We start from the raw sequence: 14,742 nt of genomic DNA, 5'->3' as shown, positions 1-14,742 counted from the left end.
GCGACGCTGAAGGAGAGACGACGATGAGCGAGGACGAACGCGCGATTCGCGAGCTGGTGGAAACCTGGTTCGTGTCGAGCCAGCGCGGCGATCTGGCGACCGTGCTCGACCTGATCGCCGACGACGCGATTTTCATGGTGGCCGGCAAGCCGCCGTTCGACAAGGCTGCGTTTGCGGCCGCGTCGCGCGACGCGAACGCGGCGGCCGGCAATGCGCCGAAGGTCGACGGCCGTTACCGGATCGACGAGCTGCGCGTGACGGGCGACTGGGCGTACCTTCGCAATTTCCTCGAGATCGACGTGACGCCGCCGGGTGGCGACACCGTGCACCGCTCGGGCCATACGCTGACGATCTTGCGCAAGGCGGGCGGCCGTTGGCAGCTCGTGCGCGACGCGAATCTCGTGACGCGTGCGCAGTGATTGCTGCTTGAGCGAATGCCGGTAGCGCACCTTTTCCGACGATGCGCTGGCATTGAGGGACCGATGCTTGGTATGCCAAGGCGCTCGTTTCATTTATTGCACATATTGCACTTGATCCAAATATCAGCTACGCTTGCTTTCACACACGAAAGCAAGCGTAGCTGATCGGTGGGTAGCAAATTCGAGCCAAGCTCAGCAAAGGGATCACTGATATGCGTACGGCAGACCGAATTCGCGAGGTCACTCCTCCGCCGATGAGCGAGCACGAACTCGAGATGGCTCGCGTCGCGCAGCGCGGCATCATGGAGGCGCTGGATCATTCGCGCGCAGCGGTGATTACTCTCACCACCGATAAAGGAGAGCATCCGAGTGTTGACGTGCCGCCTGCGGCATTGAAACTGATCGGCCAACTACTCGGGGCGATGAGTGAGGGGCGGTCGATCACCCTTATGCCGGCAAACCGGGAGTTCACCACGGTGGAGGCGGCCCATTTTCTTAACGTATCGCGGCCGTTCGTCATCAAAGAAATCGAACAGGGGAGACTGCCGCATCGCATGGTGGGTACGCATCGACGGGTCGCGTTTGACGATCTGGTTGCGTACGCGAATATGATGCGCGAGAAACAGGCATGCGCGCTCGAGCGCATGGCCGACAACGCGCGCGAATTGGGATTGGACTACTGAGATGGCCGGCAACGCACGTTACACAGCGCTGCTGGATGCGTGCGTGCTCTACCCGATTGCGATGACCGATTCTTTGATGAGTCTGGCTGCCGCAGGTCTGTTTGCGGCCAAGTGGTCGACAAAGATTGAGCAAGAATGGATGGCCGCGCTCGAAGCACGACGCCCGGAGCTAAAAGGCAAGCTCGGGTTTCGACGAGACTGCATGCGAGAGGCCGTACCGGACTGGGAGGTTCCGGAACATGCCTGGGCGCGGCTCGTTTCGAGTTATGAGCTTCCCGATCCGAACGACAGGCATGTTCTCGCGGCCGCCGTTGCCGGGCATGCCGACTGTATCGTGACCTCGAACCTGCGTGATTTCCCGTCCGAAATCGTCAATGCGTATGGTATCGAGGTGGTCGATCCTGACCGCTTCATCATTAACCAATGGGATCTGGATCCGCTGATTGCGATGGCTGCGTTCAAGCGCATGCGTGCTCGCTGGAAGAGTCCGGCGGCCACCCCGGAGAACTTCGCCCGGGCACTTGAGCAGGGCGGTCTACCCGCTACCGCTCAGAGAATTCGTGAGGCCGCGGAACTGATCTAGCACGTCTGCGAATTTTTTGAGGCGCAGTGCCGCTCTCAGGCAGGCGCCCGACCATCCAATGCCCGCTCAAGCGCGTCAACCGCCAGCGTGGTCGAATCCTTAGCGACACAATCCACCATAATGCGCTCGGGCATTGCACGCAGCCACGTGATCTGCCGTTTGCACAGCTGGCGCGTCGCGAAGATGCCCTTGTCGCGCATGGTCCGGTAGTCGGTGTCGCCGTCGAGGAATTCCCACGCCTGCCGGTAGCCGACGCAGCGCATCGACGGCAGGCCCAGGTGCAGCTCCTCGCGGCGGCGCAGTCGTTCGACTTCGTCGATGAAGCCTGCATCGAGCATCGCGTCGAAGCGTTGCGCGATGCGGGCGTGCAGTACCGCGCGGTCCGACGGTTCGAGCGCGACCGGCACGAAGCGGTAAGCCGCGGCCGCATCATCCACCGGGCGCGGCGCGGCGAGCAGCGCCGACATCGGTTGCCCGCTCAACATGAACACTTCGAGCGCGCGCTGGATCCGCTGCGAATCGTTCGGCGCGAGGCGCGCGGCGGTCACAGGGTCGACCTGTGCGAGCCGCGCGTGCAGCGCCGGCCAGCCGTCGCGCGCGGCGTCGGCATCGAGTTCCGCGCGCACGGCCGCATCGGCGGTCGGCAGGTCGTTGAGCCCCTGCGTCAGCGCCTTGTAGTACAGCATCGTGCCGCCCGCGAGCAGCGGCGTGCGGCCGCGCGCGGTGATCTCGCCGATCAGGCGCAGCGTGTCCGCGCGGAAACTGGCCGCCGAATACGCGTCTGCCGGGTCGATGATGTCGATCAGATGGTGCGGCACGCTCGCGCGCTCGTCGCGCGTCGGTTTCGCGGTGCCGATATCCATGTCGCGGTAGACGAGCGCCGAATCGACGCTGACGATCTCGATCGGGCGGCGCGCGGCGAGCGCCAGCGCCGCGGCCGTCTTGCCCGAGGCGGTGGGGCCGAGCAGGCAGGCGATCGTCGTCGGTTGGGTCTGTGGTGAAGCGCTCATTGGCCGCGCATGAAGAGGCGGTCGAGATCGTTCAGCGTGAGCTGATACCACGTCGGCCGGCCGTGATTGCACTGGTCCGCGCGTTCGGTCGCTTCCATCTGGCGCAACAGCGCGTTCATCTCGTCGAGCGTCAGGCGCCGGTTCGCGCGCACCGCGTGGTGGCAGGCGAGCGTGCCGAGCAGTTCGTGCTGGCGCTCGGTGAGCACGCGCGAGCCGCCGAATGCGTGCAGGTCGGCGAGCACCGCGCGCGCGAGCGACTGCAGGTCCGCATCCTTTAGCAGCGCGGGCACCGCACGGATCGCGAGCGTCGTCGGCGACAGCACCGCGAGGTCGAAACCGAGCGATTCGAGCGTGTCGCGTTCTTCCTCGACCGTGCCAATCTCGACCGGCGTCGCCGTCATCGATATCGGCAGCAGCAGCGACTGCACGGCCACCGAACGGTCGGCGAGCGCGTTCTTGAACTGTTCGTACAGGATCCGCTCGTGGGCCGCGTGCATGTCGACGATCACGAGGCCGTGCGCGTTCTGCGCGAGCACATAGATGCCGTGGATCTGGCCGAGCGCGAAGCCGAGCGGCTGCTCGTCATGCGCGCTGGCGGCGATCGGCGATGCGGCGAAGCCCGGCAGCGGCGCGGCCGGCGCGCCTGTCGAATCGTGCGCGACGCCGGTCGTGCCGTCCGGCGTGCCCGCGCCCGTATCCTTGCGGCCGAACAGCGCGTCGTAGAGCGCGAGCGGCTGCGCGACGGGCAGCGTGCCCTGCGTCATGCGATCCTGGCGCATCCACGTGTTGCCCGTCGACGATGACGGCGACGAGAAGCCGCTGCCGCCCGTGCCGGTGGCCGCACCCTGGCCGAGCGGCGTATTCAGGAACGACGCGGGGCCTGCAGGTGCCGGTTCGAGATGCGCGGCGTGGCCGCCCGCGGTGGTTTCCGGCGACGCGCCCGCATGGCGGGCCAGTGCGCGTTGCACAGCGTGGAATACATATTGGTGGATCGAGCGCGAATCGCGGAACCGCACTTCGATCTTCGACGGGTGCACATTCACGTCGACGGCTTCGGGCGGCAGGTCGAGGAACAGCACGTACGACGGGTAGCGGTCGCCGTGGAGGACGTCTTCGTACGCCGCGCGCACGGCGTGCGTGAGCAGCTTGTCGCGCACGAAGCGGCCGTTGACGAAGAAATACTGCTGGTCGGCGCGGCCGCGGCTCGCGGTCGGCAGGCCCGCGCAGCCGTAGACGGCGAGCGGCCCGGCCTGCTCGTCGAGCGGCAGGTGCGCGGTGGCGAAGCTGTCGCCGAGGATCTTCGCGACCCGCTGTGCGGGCTCGGTCGCGTTCCAGTGCTCGACGGCCTTGCCGTTGTGCAGTACCGAGATCGCGACGTCCGGCCGCGCGAGCGCCGCGCGGCGGATCATTTCGAGGCAGTGGCCGAACTCGGTCTGCTCGCTTTTCAGGAATTTGCGGCGTGCGGGCGTGTTGAAGTACAGCTCGCGCACCTCGATCGTCGTGCCGACCGCGCCGGCCGCCGGCGACAGCGCGCCGGTGGTCGCATCGATCTTCATCGCGTGCGCGACGTCGGCCGTGCGGCTCGTGATCGACATCTCGGCGACCGAGGCGATCGACGCGAGCGCTTCCCCGCGAAAGCCCAGCGTGGCGACCGCTTCGAGCTCCTCGAGCGAGCGGATCTTGCTGGTCGCGTGGCGCATCAATGCGAGCGGCAGCTCGTCGGGCGGAATCCCGCAGCCGTCGTCGGTGATCGAGATGCGCTTGACGCCGCCTTCTTCGAGGACGATGCGCAGCGTCGTCGCGCCGGCGTCCATCGCGTTCTCGAGCAGCTCCTTGACGACCGACGCCGGGCGTTCGACGACCTCGCCCGCGGCGATCTGGCTGATCAGCTGGTCGGGCAGGGGCTGGATCGCGCGCAGCGGGCGCGGAGCAGGGGCGGGCGCGGCGCCCGCGGCCGTTTCGGTGATTTCGGACATGGCCGAATTATAGCGAGGCGGCGGATGCCTGCCGGCGCCGCCGACGGTTACGTTTTTTCACGGAGCCTTAAGGTAGTTTCGGTATCATGACTCCGTTCCGCGCGCCGCCTTGTGCGGCGGGCACTTTCCGCCTTTTTCGGCCGTTCCGGCCCTTTCGCCTTCGAGGACTCGCATTTGGATACGCTGCTTCATTTCGTCAATCTGGTCCTGCACATCGACGCGTTCCTCGGCGATTTCATCCGGCAGTACGGCGCATGGGTGTACCTGGTGCTGTTCCTGATCGTGTTCTGCGAGACCGGGCTCGTCGTGTTGCCGTTCCTGCCGGGCGATTCGCTGCTGTTCATCGGCGGCGCGTTCGCGGCGACGGGCGACATGAACGTCGGCGCGCTGATCGTGCTGCTGCTGGTCGCGGCGATTTCCGGCAATACCGTGAACTACCTGATCGGCCGCTGGATCGGGCCGAAGGTGTTCAATACCCATATCCCGGTGCTCGAGCGCTTCCTCGATCGCGCCGCGCTGCAGAAAACCCACTCGTTCTACGACAAGCACGGCGGCAAGACCATCGTGCTCGCGCGCTTCATCCCGGTCGTGCGCACGTTCGCGCCGTTCGTCGCGGGGGCGTCGTCGATGAGCGTCGCGCGCTTCCAGCTGTTCAACGTGCTCGGCGCGGTGTTCTGGGTGCTGCTGCTGGTGCTGCTGGGCTACTTCTTCGGCAATATCCCGTTCATTCGTCAGTACCTGAACGTGATCGTGCTGGCGGGGATCGGCGCGGCGATCGTGCCGGTCGTGCTCGGCGGGCTGTGGAAGATGGTGCGCGGGCGTCAATCGGACGGTACGCAGAAGACGGGCGGCCGCTGAAGCGGCGCGTTTCTCTTCGGCGCAATAAAAAAGCGTGGCGGTTGCCACGCTTTTTTTTCATCCCCGCGATGCCGGCAAGTGCCGGTGGGCTGTGCCGTCACGCGTTGCGGTGCGAGATCGGCGTTTCTGGCGTCGGATATTGCGCGTCGCGGAACGTCTCGAGGATCACGCGGTTGGTGTCGCAGTACACCTGCCAGTAGTTCTCCGGCTGCGTCGACGGGCGCACGAACAGCAGCGGGCCTTCCGGCGTGAACTGCAGCACGCCGACGTCCGGTGCCGGCACTTTCATCACGTTCGGGATCGACTGGATCTGCGTCTTCAGGCGATTGATCGCATCGGCCGCATCGACGCCGTTCGCGATCTTCGCGGTCAGGTCGACGCGGCGGTGCGGCGTCGCGCTGTAGTTCGCGATGTTGTCCGAGAAGATCTTGTTGTTGCCGACGATCGTCACGACGTTGTCGGCGGTGATGATCGTCGTGCCGAACAGGCCGAGTTCCTTCACCGTGCCGGTGACGCCGCCTGCGCTGATCACGTCGCCGATCTTGAACGGGCGCAGCACCTGCATGAACACGCCGGCGGCGAAGTGGGCGAGCAGGCCGCCCCACGCGGTGCCGATCGCGAGGCCGAGACCGGCGAGCAGTGCAGCGAACGACGTGGTCTGCACGCCGAAGATCTGCAGGATCGCGAGGATCAGCAGGACCGTCAGCAGCACGCCGACGACCGAGGTCAGGTAGTCGGTGAGCGTCGGGTCGACCTTGCCGCTGCGGCGCACGACCTTGCCGAGCAGTCGGGTGGCGAGGTGGATCGCCCACCGGCCGACGAACCACAGCACGATCGCGGCGAGGAGGTTCAGGCCGAAATCGAGGCCGCGGGTCATCAGGAATTGCTGGGCGGTTTCCAGGTTCAGCATGGGAGCTCCTAAATGGGAAAGGGGCCGGCTGGCGGCTTTTCGACGGACGGTTATAACCGAAGAGAAGGCGCTCGATGATGAAAGAGTGTTAAAGACCGGTCGCGAAATAGCCCGGATTACCCGATTGTCGACAGGGTATTTGGGCAAAATATTCTATGAACGGTGTGCGCGTTCAGTGGTGCATGCCGGATAATGCTGCCGAAATTATCACTATCCAAAGCCCTATTTCTCGATCATGGCGACACAAAAAAACGGGGTTCCGCGCTGCGTGCTGATTACGGGTGCCACGGGCGGCATCGGTTCAGCGCTGGCGGAGGAATATGCGCGAGCCGGCACGGCGGTGCTGATTCTGCACGGCCGCAATACCGCGCTGCTGCAGCAAGTGAGCGATGCGTGCACCGCGCTCGGCGCGCGCGTCATCACGGCCGCATTCGACGTGCGCGACCACGATACGTTGCGTAACTGGGTCAGCGAGATGAGCCAGACCGAAGCGCCCGATCTCGTGATCGCCAATGCGGGGGTCAATATCAACACCGGCCCCGGGCATCAAGGCGAAGCGTGGGACGACATGCACCGTCTGCTGGACGTGAACGTCAAGGCCAGCATGGCCACCGCTCATGCCGCGATGCCCGCGATGCGCGCGCGCCGTGGCGGCCAGATCGCGCTGATCAGTTCCCTCGCCGCATGGCGCGGATTGCCCGAGACGCCGAGCTACAGCGCGAGCAAGGCTGCGGTGAAGGCGTACGGGGAGGCGATGCGCGACGGGCTGGCGGCCGAAGGCGTGAAGGTCAACGTGATCATGCCGGGCTACGTGGAATCGCAGATGTGCTTCGATATGCCGGGCCCGAAACCGTTTCTGTGGAAAGCGCCGAAGGCGGCGCGCGTGATTCGCGTCGGCCTGAGTACCAATCGTGCGCGGATCAGCTTTCCATTCCCGCTGAATCTCGGGTGTTTCCTGCTGGCAGGACTACATCCGGCCGTGTCCGGCTGGTTCCTGAGCCGGCTGGGTTACGAGTAAGCGTGATTTGCTCGGGCGCGGTGTGGATGATCCCGACCGGCGTCGCCTGAGCGGCAGGCCGCTGCAGCAGTGTCTGTGCGGCCACGCGCAGCGCATGGAGGCGGGCCGGGTCGCCGGCCAGCGCGCATAGCGCTTCCACCCAGCTTTGCGGATCGTTGTCGAGCAGCAGGCCGTTCTCGTCGTGCCGAATCACCTCGTGATACGGGCCCGTGGCAGCATACAGCCCCACGGCCCGGCAGCGGGCGATGTCGTAGGCCTTCACATGCGCGCGGGCGGCGTTGAATTCCGACGGCAGCAGCGGGGCGAGGCCGATATGGCCGTCGAGCAGACGGCAATGACCGCGGTAGTTGGCCCAGTCCATCGGATGCACCACCCGTGTGCGCGGCAGGCCGCGATACAGCACGTTCACCGCATGCGCGCCGATCAGCTCGAAATGGACGTTCGAACAGCGCGCGAGCACTTGCGCCATGATCGGCTGCAGCCACGCGATCTCGGCTTCGTGGGCGGCGCTACCGTGATAGAACACGAGGATCGGCGATTCCGCCGGTGCGTTGCGCACCCGCTGCGTGCGCGCATCCTCGGGCAGCGCGCGCGGTGTCACGAGGGTTGCCGCGCGTTCCGGATAGCGATCGCGCAGGGCCTGCGTGGAAAACCAGTATTCCGTCGCAAGGTCGCGGATGTCCGCGTTATGCGCATGGCAGTACTTGCGGAGTTTTTTCACGTACGGCCGCGGTAAGCCGTTCCACGACCGCGGATGCAGCAGGTCGTCGTCCATAAAATAGACGATGCGTGCCAGTTGCACGCGATGAATGCGCAGTGCCCGCGCCCATCGCGCATTCAGGTAGCGGATGATGATGACCGCCGTCCCCGGCGCGAGATCGCCCGGCTCCGGCACGGCGCTGTCCAGGTTCTTGTAGACGACCGGCAGCCCGAGCTCCTGCAGGCGCGGGAGCACGTAATAATCCGTGGACGGATTTTCGCCTTGATGCAAAACCAGCCAGCGCTGCACCGCCGTGTTGTGACGGAGGTGAGACGGGCCGTGCGCCGATTTTCGGGATAGGAGCCTGCGCAACATCAGGATATTAAATACGTGTGGTTGGGCGGTGCGCGTCGTAGCAGCTCATGCGGAATCGGTCTCGACATGAGCGGCGACTTTGATTTCTCGGTGATTCGGGGATTCTAAAGACATTTGATTGTGCGTGCGTTACCGATGATGTCAAATTTATATGGGGTCATCTTCGTAACGATTTAAATCCGCAAACCAGCGGCGTTTATGCATGGGGTGTGACGGGCTGTCGCGCGTGCCTCCAGAGGCCGGCCGGCGGCGGGAAGGCGGCGCTTGAACGAATAAATCGGATTTCCGGCGGATTCGAGCGGCCAGCCCGTTAGAATACCGGCCACGAGCCGGCCGGGTAACGGTGAACAAGTGGACAAGTACAATGCGATTGCGTCAGCAGCGTGAGGAAATGCGCGGCGATCACGTAAATTGCGTCCACGATGAGCGTCGTCACCGCCGTCGGGTTGCGTGAACCGATACATCGCCTGCCCGCTCGACACGAAGAACCCCATGAGCACACCGATATTCCATTATTCCGGCTTCGCGGCAAAACCCTCCGCTTTCGGCAATTGCCTGATCGCGCGGGCGCTTGCGGCCATATTTGTCGAGGCTCGTGTCTTTGACTGATTTTTCTGTTGCCCGGGGTGAAGTTGCCGGACCGGCACTGCCCGATGCGTTGGTGGGTTCGCTGCCGATTGCCTATACACAGGCGCCGGGCGTGAATCGCATCCCGACGCTCGCCGCGTTGCTCGACGATTTTCAGCTGCACTACCGGTCGGTCGGCCAACCGGTGACCGGTGCGGGTGTGCTCGCCTGGGGGCGCCGTCCGAGCGCACTGGCCGCGCAGCGCTATGCGCAGAAGCACGGCCTCGCCGTCTATCACATCGAAGACGGCTTTTTGCGCTCCGTCGGACTCGGCAAGGACGATCCGCCGCTCGCAATCATTTTCGACGATATCGGGCTTTATCTCGATGCGAGCCAGCCGTCGCGGCTCGAGTCGCTGATTGCGCAGCCGCTGCGCGACGACCAGGTCGTGCGGGCTCGCGCACTGGCCGCGGCGTGGCGGGATGGCCGCGTGTCCAAGTACAACCATGGTCGCGACCTGGGCAGGGCATTGCCCGATGGATGCGTATTGGTCGTGGACCAGACGCGCGGCGACGCATCGATCTCCTGCGGTCTCGCCGATGCTGCCAGCTTCCACCGGATGCTGGAGGCCGCGCTGCACGAGCATCCCGATCGCACGATCCTGCTCAAGGTTCATCCCGACGTCGTGTCCGGCCGCAAGCATGGCCACTTCGATCTCGACGCGGTGCGCGCGATGCCGCGCGTGCAGGTGCTGGACGACAACGTGCATCCGGCCAGCCTGCTGCCGCTGGTGCACGAGGTGTATACCGTCACGTCGCAACTCGGCTTCGAGGCGCTGATGTGGGGGCTGCCGGTGCGCGTCTTCGGCATGCCGTTCTATGGGGGCTGGGGACTGACGCGGGACGCGTTGCCGGCGCCCGCGCGACGCGGTGCGGCCACGCTGGAACAACTGGTTCACGCGGCGCTGATCGATTACTGCCGCTATGTCGATCCGGAAACCGGCAAGCGCTGCGAGGTCGAAACCGTGCTGGCATGGCTGGCGTTGCAGCGCCGGATGCGACAACGATTCCCCGTCGATATCGACGCGCTCGGTTTTTCCGGCTGGAAGAAGGACTACGTGCGTCAATTCTTCGGCGGGAGCGCCGTTCGCTTTCGCTGGCGCGTGCCGCGGGCGATCGACGGCGCCGTTGCCACATGGGGGCGCAAGCTCGACGACCGCCTCGTGCCCGCGCTGTCCGCAACGCAAAAGGTCATCCGCGTCGAGGACGGCTTCGTGCGCTCCGTCGGCCTCGGGGCCGATCTGACGCGTCCGCTGTCGTGGGTGCAGGACGACGTCGGCATCTATTACGACGCCACACGGCCTTCGCGGCTGGAAACGCTGCTCGCACAAACCGTGTTCACGCCCGAACTGCTCGAGCGCGCGGCCGGTCTGCGTCGGGCCATTTGCGACGCGGGCATTACCAAATACAACCTCGCCGGACACGCGAACTGGGTTCGTCCGGAGGGCAGGCGCGTGATTCTTGTGCCCGGACAGGTGGAGACCGATGCTTCGATCCGTTTCGGTGCGTCCGGCATTCGCGGCAATATGGATCTGTTGCAGGCCGTGCGTGCCGCCAATCCCGATGCGTATCTGCTGTACAAGCCGCACCCCGACGTGATGGCCGGCCTGCGCAAGGAGGGGCGAGGGGAGGACGACGCGGCGCAGTGGTGCGACGAGACGATTGGCTCAGTGTCGTTTCATCAGTTGCTCGGCAGCGTGGACGAAGTCCATGTGCTGACGTCGCTGGCCGGATTTGAAGCGCTGCTGCGCGGCGTGAAGGTGGTCACCTACGGACAGCCGTTCTATGCGGGCTGGGGTGTGTCGCACGATGCGGGCTTGACGGAACCGGTGCGTCAGCGGCGCAACCGTGTGCTGACGCTCGACGAACTCGTCGCCGCCGCGCTGATTCTGTATCCCACGTATGTCAGCCGAATGACGAAACGCTTTACCACGCCGGAGCGTGCGCTGCAGGAACTCGTCGAATGGCGTGCTACGCCGCGGGTGCCACGCTGGCGGCACTGGGTTGCACGGCTGTTTCGGGAGGCTTAGCGACCGGGCGCGTACCTGCCGGCTCGATGCCGCTGCCTTTCAACGAACCGAAGATCGGAACGTTCGACCGCAGCGCGCGATCGAGCCGCGGGGGCGGGTCGACGAAGGCGCCCTGGCCGTTGACCTCGTCTTTCATCACGCGGCGCACGATTTCGACGCATGCTGCGTCGCGGCCTGCGCGGTTGTAGAACGAGCCATGTATCTGGACGGTGGCGGCAATCGCCGCCACGAAGTCGTTGAGCAATGGTTTATTGACGCGCTCGGGCTTGGTCCAGAACGTTTCCAGCGAACCCTGGTGCGTGAGCCCTGCGATGTCGTACATCGCCATGCCGAGCACTTTCACCGGGCAATTGGCGCGCAACGCATGCAGGCCCACGGTCGAATTCACCGCAATGACACCCTTGCTGTGCTTGATCGTGCGCTTGAGGTCGCAGTCCGTCACGGCAATGACGCGCGACGCCACGTCGTAGTGTTTTGCGGTACGCGCGACGAATTTCTCCCAGCGCTCCATGCCATTGTCGAGCGGATGCAGCTTGATGATCAGCGAGCCGTCCTGCGGGGCGTGTTGCGCGAACGACGCAATGACTTCCTCGATCACTTGCCGCTGATCGCTGTACGCGGAATTGGCGCGCAGCTGGTAATCGGCCTGCATTTGCAGCGCGAGCATCCAGTAGCGAGCGTCCGAGTGGCGCAATACGTCGGCGGCGGCGACCCGCGCGGGCTCATGCAGGCGCTGGCCGATCATGCGCGGCAGCCAGCGAAGATAGTCCAGTAATGGCAGGTAATACTTGTCGGTGCGATAGAGCGGGAAAAAATATGGCACCAGCGAGGTCAGGAGGTTATAAAGCACCTCGTTGAACGCTTCTTGCCCGAAACTGTGCGAGTAGTGCTTGGTGTCCGGCTTGAACGGTCCGACACGGCGGGCAATTGCGCGGATCGCCTTCGGGTCGGTGGGGAAGTGCGACAGCGTGCCCATGCCGCCGCGCTCGAGGGTGAGCCAGTCGGGGCGCAAGTAGCCGAATTCGATCGAGTACGTGCGAATGCCGAGCGACTCGGCGACTTCGCGCGCGACCGCATGATAGGGCAGGCGGTCGGCAAAGTAGAAGATGTCGGTGATCTCGTGGCGCACTAGATAATCGCGCAGAAAATCTGCCCAGCGGCTAAAGCGGCCGCGGTAGTTGACCGCGCCCGGTTTGCGCCAGTAGGCCCAGTCCCCCAGGGAAAGATTGATTCGATGCGTGCGCACGAGTGCGGCATCGAAGTGGTCGCTCAACTGACGCCAGAAAAGCGAGGGAGGCCCCTGGAGAAATAGTATGGATCTGCGCATGTTTGATACTTCTAGGTTTTTCTAGTCTTCCTCTGGCCGTGAATTATAATCGCGGATCCAAAGTTGCGACATGGTTAAGGCAGGTAGTGAAGAAGTGGCGGCTAAAATCGTTCATAAGGAGAGCTGGCGTGCTGCCACGGCCTGGCTTGTAGAGGGCCAGGTGGTAGGTAATGCCAAGGCATGTGTAGCGACTGTCGTGCTGACGATGCATGATGATCGCACGCACGCGTTAAAAGTCTTAATCAGCAGTAAGGGCCATATCCAGGAGCTGGTCAAGACTCCCGCAGTCGTGCGGACTGTCCATTTGATCATGGACAACGGCGTCACCCCCCTTCAAGTCCGATTCCTTCGGCATCGTCGTCTGAGTTCCGCAGCGTACCGCTTGCGGCAGTTCTGGCGGGCGGCGAACACGCTGTACAAGCAACCCCTGCAGCGTTGCATGCGGGCAGGACTTACGCCGGTCACGCTTTTCCGCGATCTTGATCATGCGTACGACGTGGCGTGTCGCTTTCGGGCGAACGTGTATCGCGAAGGTTACGCAGGGTGGTATCAGGAGTTCTATGCTATTACCCCGGCGGACCGCGCGTTGATGGCCCGCCGCGTGAAGCGTTGGCAATATTCACCAATATTTAATATTTCGTTGCGGGTGAGCCGGCAAACTACGCAGGCTGATATCGATGCGACGCGCGCCAGTTTGCAGGCGCAAACGTATCGACACTTTAAAGTCGAGGTTCGAGACGATTTCTCAGATGATTTAACCCGGTTGATTTCGACACCGGTCGCTGAGAATTCCTGGCACCTCGTTATCCGGGCTGGAGCGACGCTCTCGGAGCAGGCGCTGTTTTGCCTCGCGGATGCTGTCATCAAAACACCCGATGCCGCTGTAGCGTATGCCGATCACGATGTCGTGGGGGCGGATGGCCAGTTGCGTGATCCCGTTTTCAAGCCGGACTGGTCTCCCGAACTGTTGCGTTCCACTAACTATATCGGCGACGCGTTTGTTTGGAACAGCCGGCACGCGGATCGGTTGCGCGAATTCGGCGTGGATGTGACAGATGCCAACGTGATGATGCACGCTTTGCTGTTGGCGCTGAGCGAACTCGGCTCGCCGATGGTCCACGTGCCTGCACCGCTTTGGCATATGACACCCCGGGATGAACAAGATGATGGCGCGGGGACGGTTCGTGCAGTGGCCGCGCATCTGCGGCGCATGGGTGTGTTGGCAGAAGTCGAGAGCACGGGCCCGGGCCGTTGCCGGGTGCGCTATCGGGTAGCCGCGCCGGCACCGTTGGTCAGCATTGTCATCCCTACGCGCGATCAGTTGGGGCATCTGCGCCGTTGCATCTCAAGCGTGCTGGAAAAGACACGCTATGGACCGTATGAAATCCTCGTTGTTGATAATCAAAGCATCGAACCCGACACACTGGCCTACCTGCAGAGCTTGAAGCAGATAGCCAATGTTCGGGTGTTGCCGTTTGATGAGCCGTTCAATTACTCGCGCATCAACAACATGGCGATCGCCGAGGCGAAGGGCGAACTGGTGTGTCTGCTCAACAACGATACGGAAGTGATTTCGCCGGATTGGTTGGGTGAGATGGTGGGCGTGTTGTCGAGTGCTGGCGTAGGCGCTGTCGGAGCAAAGTTGCTGTATGGCGACGGCACAGTGCAGCATGCCGGCGATACCGTGGGGCCCGGTGGATGTGCGAATCACTTGCATAGCGGGATCGGGTCGGACGAGCCAGGTTACGCGGGTAGGGCGCTGGTAGCGCAGGATTTGTCGGCGGTTACGGCAGCGTGCTTATTGACCCAGAAATCCCTGTATCAACGCATGGGTGGATTGAACGAACGCAACCTGAAGGTTGCGTTTAACGACGTGGATTATTGTCTGCGCGTGCGCGATCAGGGGTTCCGTGTGGTGTGGACTCCACATGCATTGCTGTACCACCATGAATCGGTTTCGCGTGGGAAAGATGAAATTCCTGCGCAGCGGCGTCGGTTTAGATCTGAGGTTCAGTACATGCGCAATCGATGGCGGCACATCATGCACCACGATCCTTTTTACAATCCGAATTTAAATTATTTGCAGCCAGATTTTCTGCTCTCGGCAATGCCGATCGTATTTCGTCCTTGGGTAGTGGGACATGGATTAAAAATATCTCGACAGAGGAGGAGCGTATTTGCGTTGTTCTGAAGAGAAGTTTTTGATCCGGTTATAATATATAGAACT

12 protein-coding genes are annotated in these 14,742 nt (G+C 63.5%); 7 read left to right on the top strand and 5 right to left on the bottom strand.

Annotated features, from left to right (window positions below; genetic code table 11):
• The first annotated feature begins 23 nt into the window (after positions 1-23).
• From BX604_RS04025 to BX604_RS04015, 3 genes are all read left to right on the top strand, one after another.
• Positions 24-419: a YybH family protein gene (locus tag BX604_RS04025; RefSeq protein ID WP_098552694.1), complete on the top strand. Its 396-nt coding sequence runs from the start codon at positions 24-26 to the stop codon at positions 417-419.
• Between the two features lie 212 nt (positions 420-631).
• Positions 632-1,102, top strand: a complete 471-nt coding sequence (locus BX604_RS04020) for an excisionase family DNA-binding protein (protein WP_098549679.1) — start codon at positions 632-634, stop codon at positions 1,100-1,102.
• Position 1,103: 1 nt separating this feature from the next.
• A complete protein-coding gene (locus BX604_RS04015) occupies positions 1,104-1,685 on the top strand; it encodes a PIN domain-containing protein (protein WP_098549678.1) in 582 nt (193 codons plus the stop codon).
• 35 nt (positions 1,686-1,720) lie between these two features.
• On the opposite strand, the gene miaA is transcribed toward BX604_RS04015, so the two are convergent.
• Together miaA and mutL are read right to left on the bottom strand one after the other, a co-directional pair.
• Entirely contained in the window at positions 1,721-2,695 is a 975-nt protein-coding gene (miaA, locus tag BX604_RS04010) for a tRNA (adenosine(37)-N6)-dimethylallyltransferase MiaA (protein ID WP_098549677.1), read from the bottom strand.
• Positions 2,692-4,671: a DNA mismatch repair endonuclease MutL gene (gene mutL, locus BX604_RS04005; protein WP_098549676.1), complete on the bottom strand. Its 1,980-nt coding sequence runs from the start codon at positions 4,669-4,671 to the stop codon at positions 2,692-2,694. The genes miaA and mutL overlap by 4 nt, the downstream gene beginning before the upstream one ends.
• A 174-nt stretch (positions 4,672-4,845) precedes the next feature.
• On the opposite strand from mutL, the gene BX604_RS04000 reads away from it, so the two are divergent.
• Positions 4,846-5,529 carry a DedA family protein gene (locus BX604_RS04000; protein ID WP_179894779.1) on the top strand — a complete coding sequence of 228 codons (684 nt, stop codon included), beginning with the start codon at positions 4,846-4,848 and terminating at the stop codon, positions 5,527-5,529.
• 97 nt (positions 5,530-5,626) lie between these two features.
• Here the strand turns inward: BX604_RS04000 and BX604_RS03995 are convergent, their stop codons facing one another.
• The gene (locus tag BX604_RS03995; RefSeq protein ID WP_098549674.1) at positions 5,627-6,439 is read right to left on the bottom strand and encodes a mechanosensitive ion channel family protein; all 813 of its coding nucleotides are present in this window, start codon (positions 6,437-6,439) and stop codon (positions 5,627-5,629) included.
• A gap of 235 nt (positions 6,440-6,674) precedes the next feature.
• Between BX604_RS03995 and BX604_RS03990 the strand changes: the two genes are divergently transcribed.
• Positions 6,675-7,457: an SDR family NAD(P)-dependent oxidoreductase gene (locus BX604_RS03990; protein ID WP_098549673.1), complete on the top strand. Its 783-nt coding sequence runs from the start codon at positions 6,675-6,677 to the stop codon at positions 7,455-7,457.
• Here BX604_RS03990 and BX604_RS03985 read toward each other — a convergent pair.
• Positions 7,360-8,466: a hypothetical protein gene (locus tag BX604_RS03985; protein WP_257146275.1), complete on the bottom strand. Its 1,107-nt coding sequence runs from the start codon at positions 8,464-8,466 to the stop codon at positions 7,360-7,362. The genes BX604_RS03990 and BX604_RS03985 overlap by 98 nt on opposite strands.
• Before the next feature lie 766 nt (positions 8,467-9,232).
• Here BX604_RS03985 and BX604_RS03980 point away from each other — a divergent pair.
• On the top strand, positions 9,233-11,188 hold the full coding sequence (locus BX604_RS03980) for a capsular polysaccharide biosynthesis protein (RefSeq protein WP_257146274.1): 1,956 nt from the start codon (positions 9,233-9,235) through the stop codon (positions 11,186-11,188).
• Here BX604_RS03980 and BX604_RS03975 read toward each other — a convergent pair.
• Complete coding sequence (locus tag BX604_RS03975) at positions 11,130-12,461, bottom strand: capsule biosynthesis protein (protein WP_257146273.1); 1,332 nt, start codon at positions 12,459-12,461, stop codon at positions 11,130-11,132. The two genes, BX604_RS03980 and BX604_RS03975, sit on opposite strands and share 59 nt — an antisense overlap.
• A gap of 124 nt (positions 12,462-12,585) precedes the next feature.
• On the opposite strand from BX604_RS03975, the gene BX604_RS03970 reads away from it, so the two are divergent.
• Complete coding sequence (locus tag BX604_RS03970) at positions 12,586-14,706, top strand: glycosyltransferase family 2 protein (protein ID WP_257146272.1); 2,121 nt, start codon at positions 12,586-12,588, stop codon at positions 14,704-14,706.
• Positions 14,707-14,742 lie beyond the last annotated feature (36 nt).

The organism is Burkholderia sp. JKS000303, from assembly GCF_002563755.1.
GTDB classification, from domain to species: domain Bacteria; phylum Pseudomonadota; class Gammaproteobacteria; order Burkholderiales; family Burkholderiaceae; genus Burkholderia; species Burkholderia anthina_B.
This window is presented reverse-complemented; position numbering and strand designations above follow the sequence as displayed.

Coding starts and splice junctions, on each gene's coding strand:
- BX604_RS04025 (WP_098552694.1), top strand. CDS start 24: ATGAGCGAGGACGAACGCGCGATTCGCGAGCTGGTGGAAACCTGGTTC.
- BX604_RS04020 (WP_098549679.1), top strand. CDS start 632: ATGCGTACGGCAGACCGAATTCGCGAGGTCACTCCTCCGCCGATGAGC.
- BX604_RS04015 (WP_098549678.1), top strand. CDS start 1,104: ATGGCCGGCAACGCACGTTACACAGCGCTGCTGGATGCGTGCGTGCTC.
- miaA (WP_098549677.1), bottom strand. CDS start 2,695: ATGAGCGCTTCACCACAGACCCAACCGACGACGATCGCCTGCCTGCTC.
- mutL (WP_098549676.1), bottom strand. CDS start 4,671: ATGTCCGAAATCACCGAAACGGCCGCGGGCGCCGCGCCCGCCCCTGCT.
- BX604_RS03995 (WP_098549674.1), bottom strand. CDS start 6,439: ATGCTGAACCTGGAAACCGCCCAGCAATTCCTGATGACCCGCGGCCTC.
- BX604_RS03990 (WP_098549673.1), top strand. CDS start 6,675: ATGGCGACACAAAAAAACGGGGTTCCGCGCTGCGTGCTGATTACGGGT.
- BX604_RS03970 (WP_257146272.1), top strand. CDS start 12,586: ATGGTTAAGGCAGGTAGTGAAGAAGTGGCGGCTAAAATCGTTCATAAG.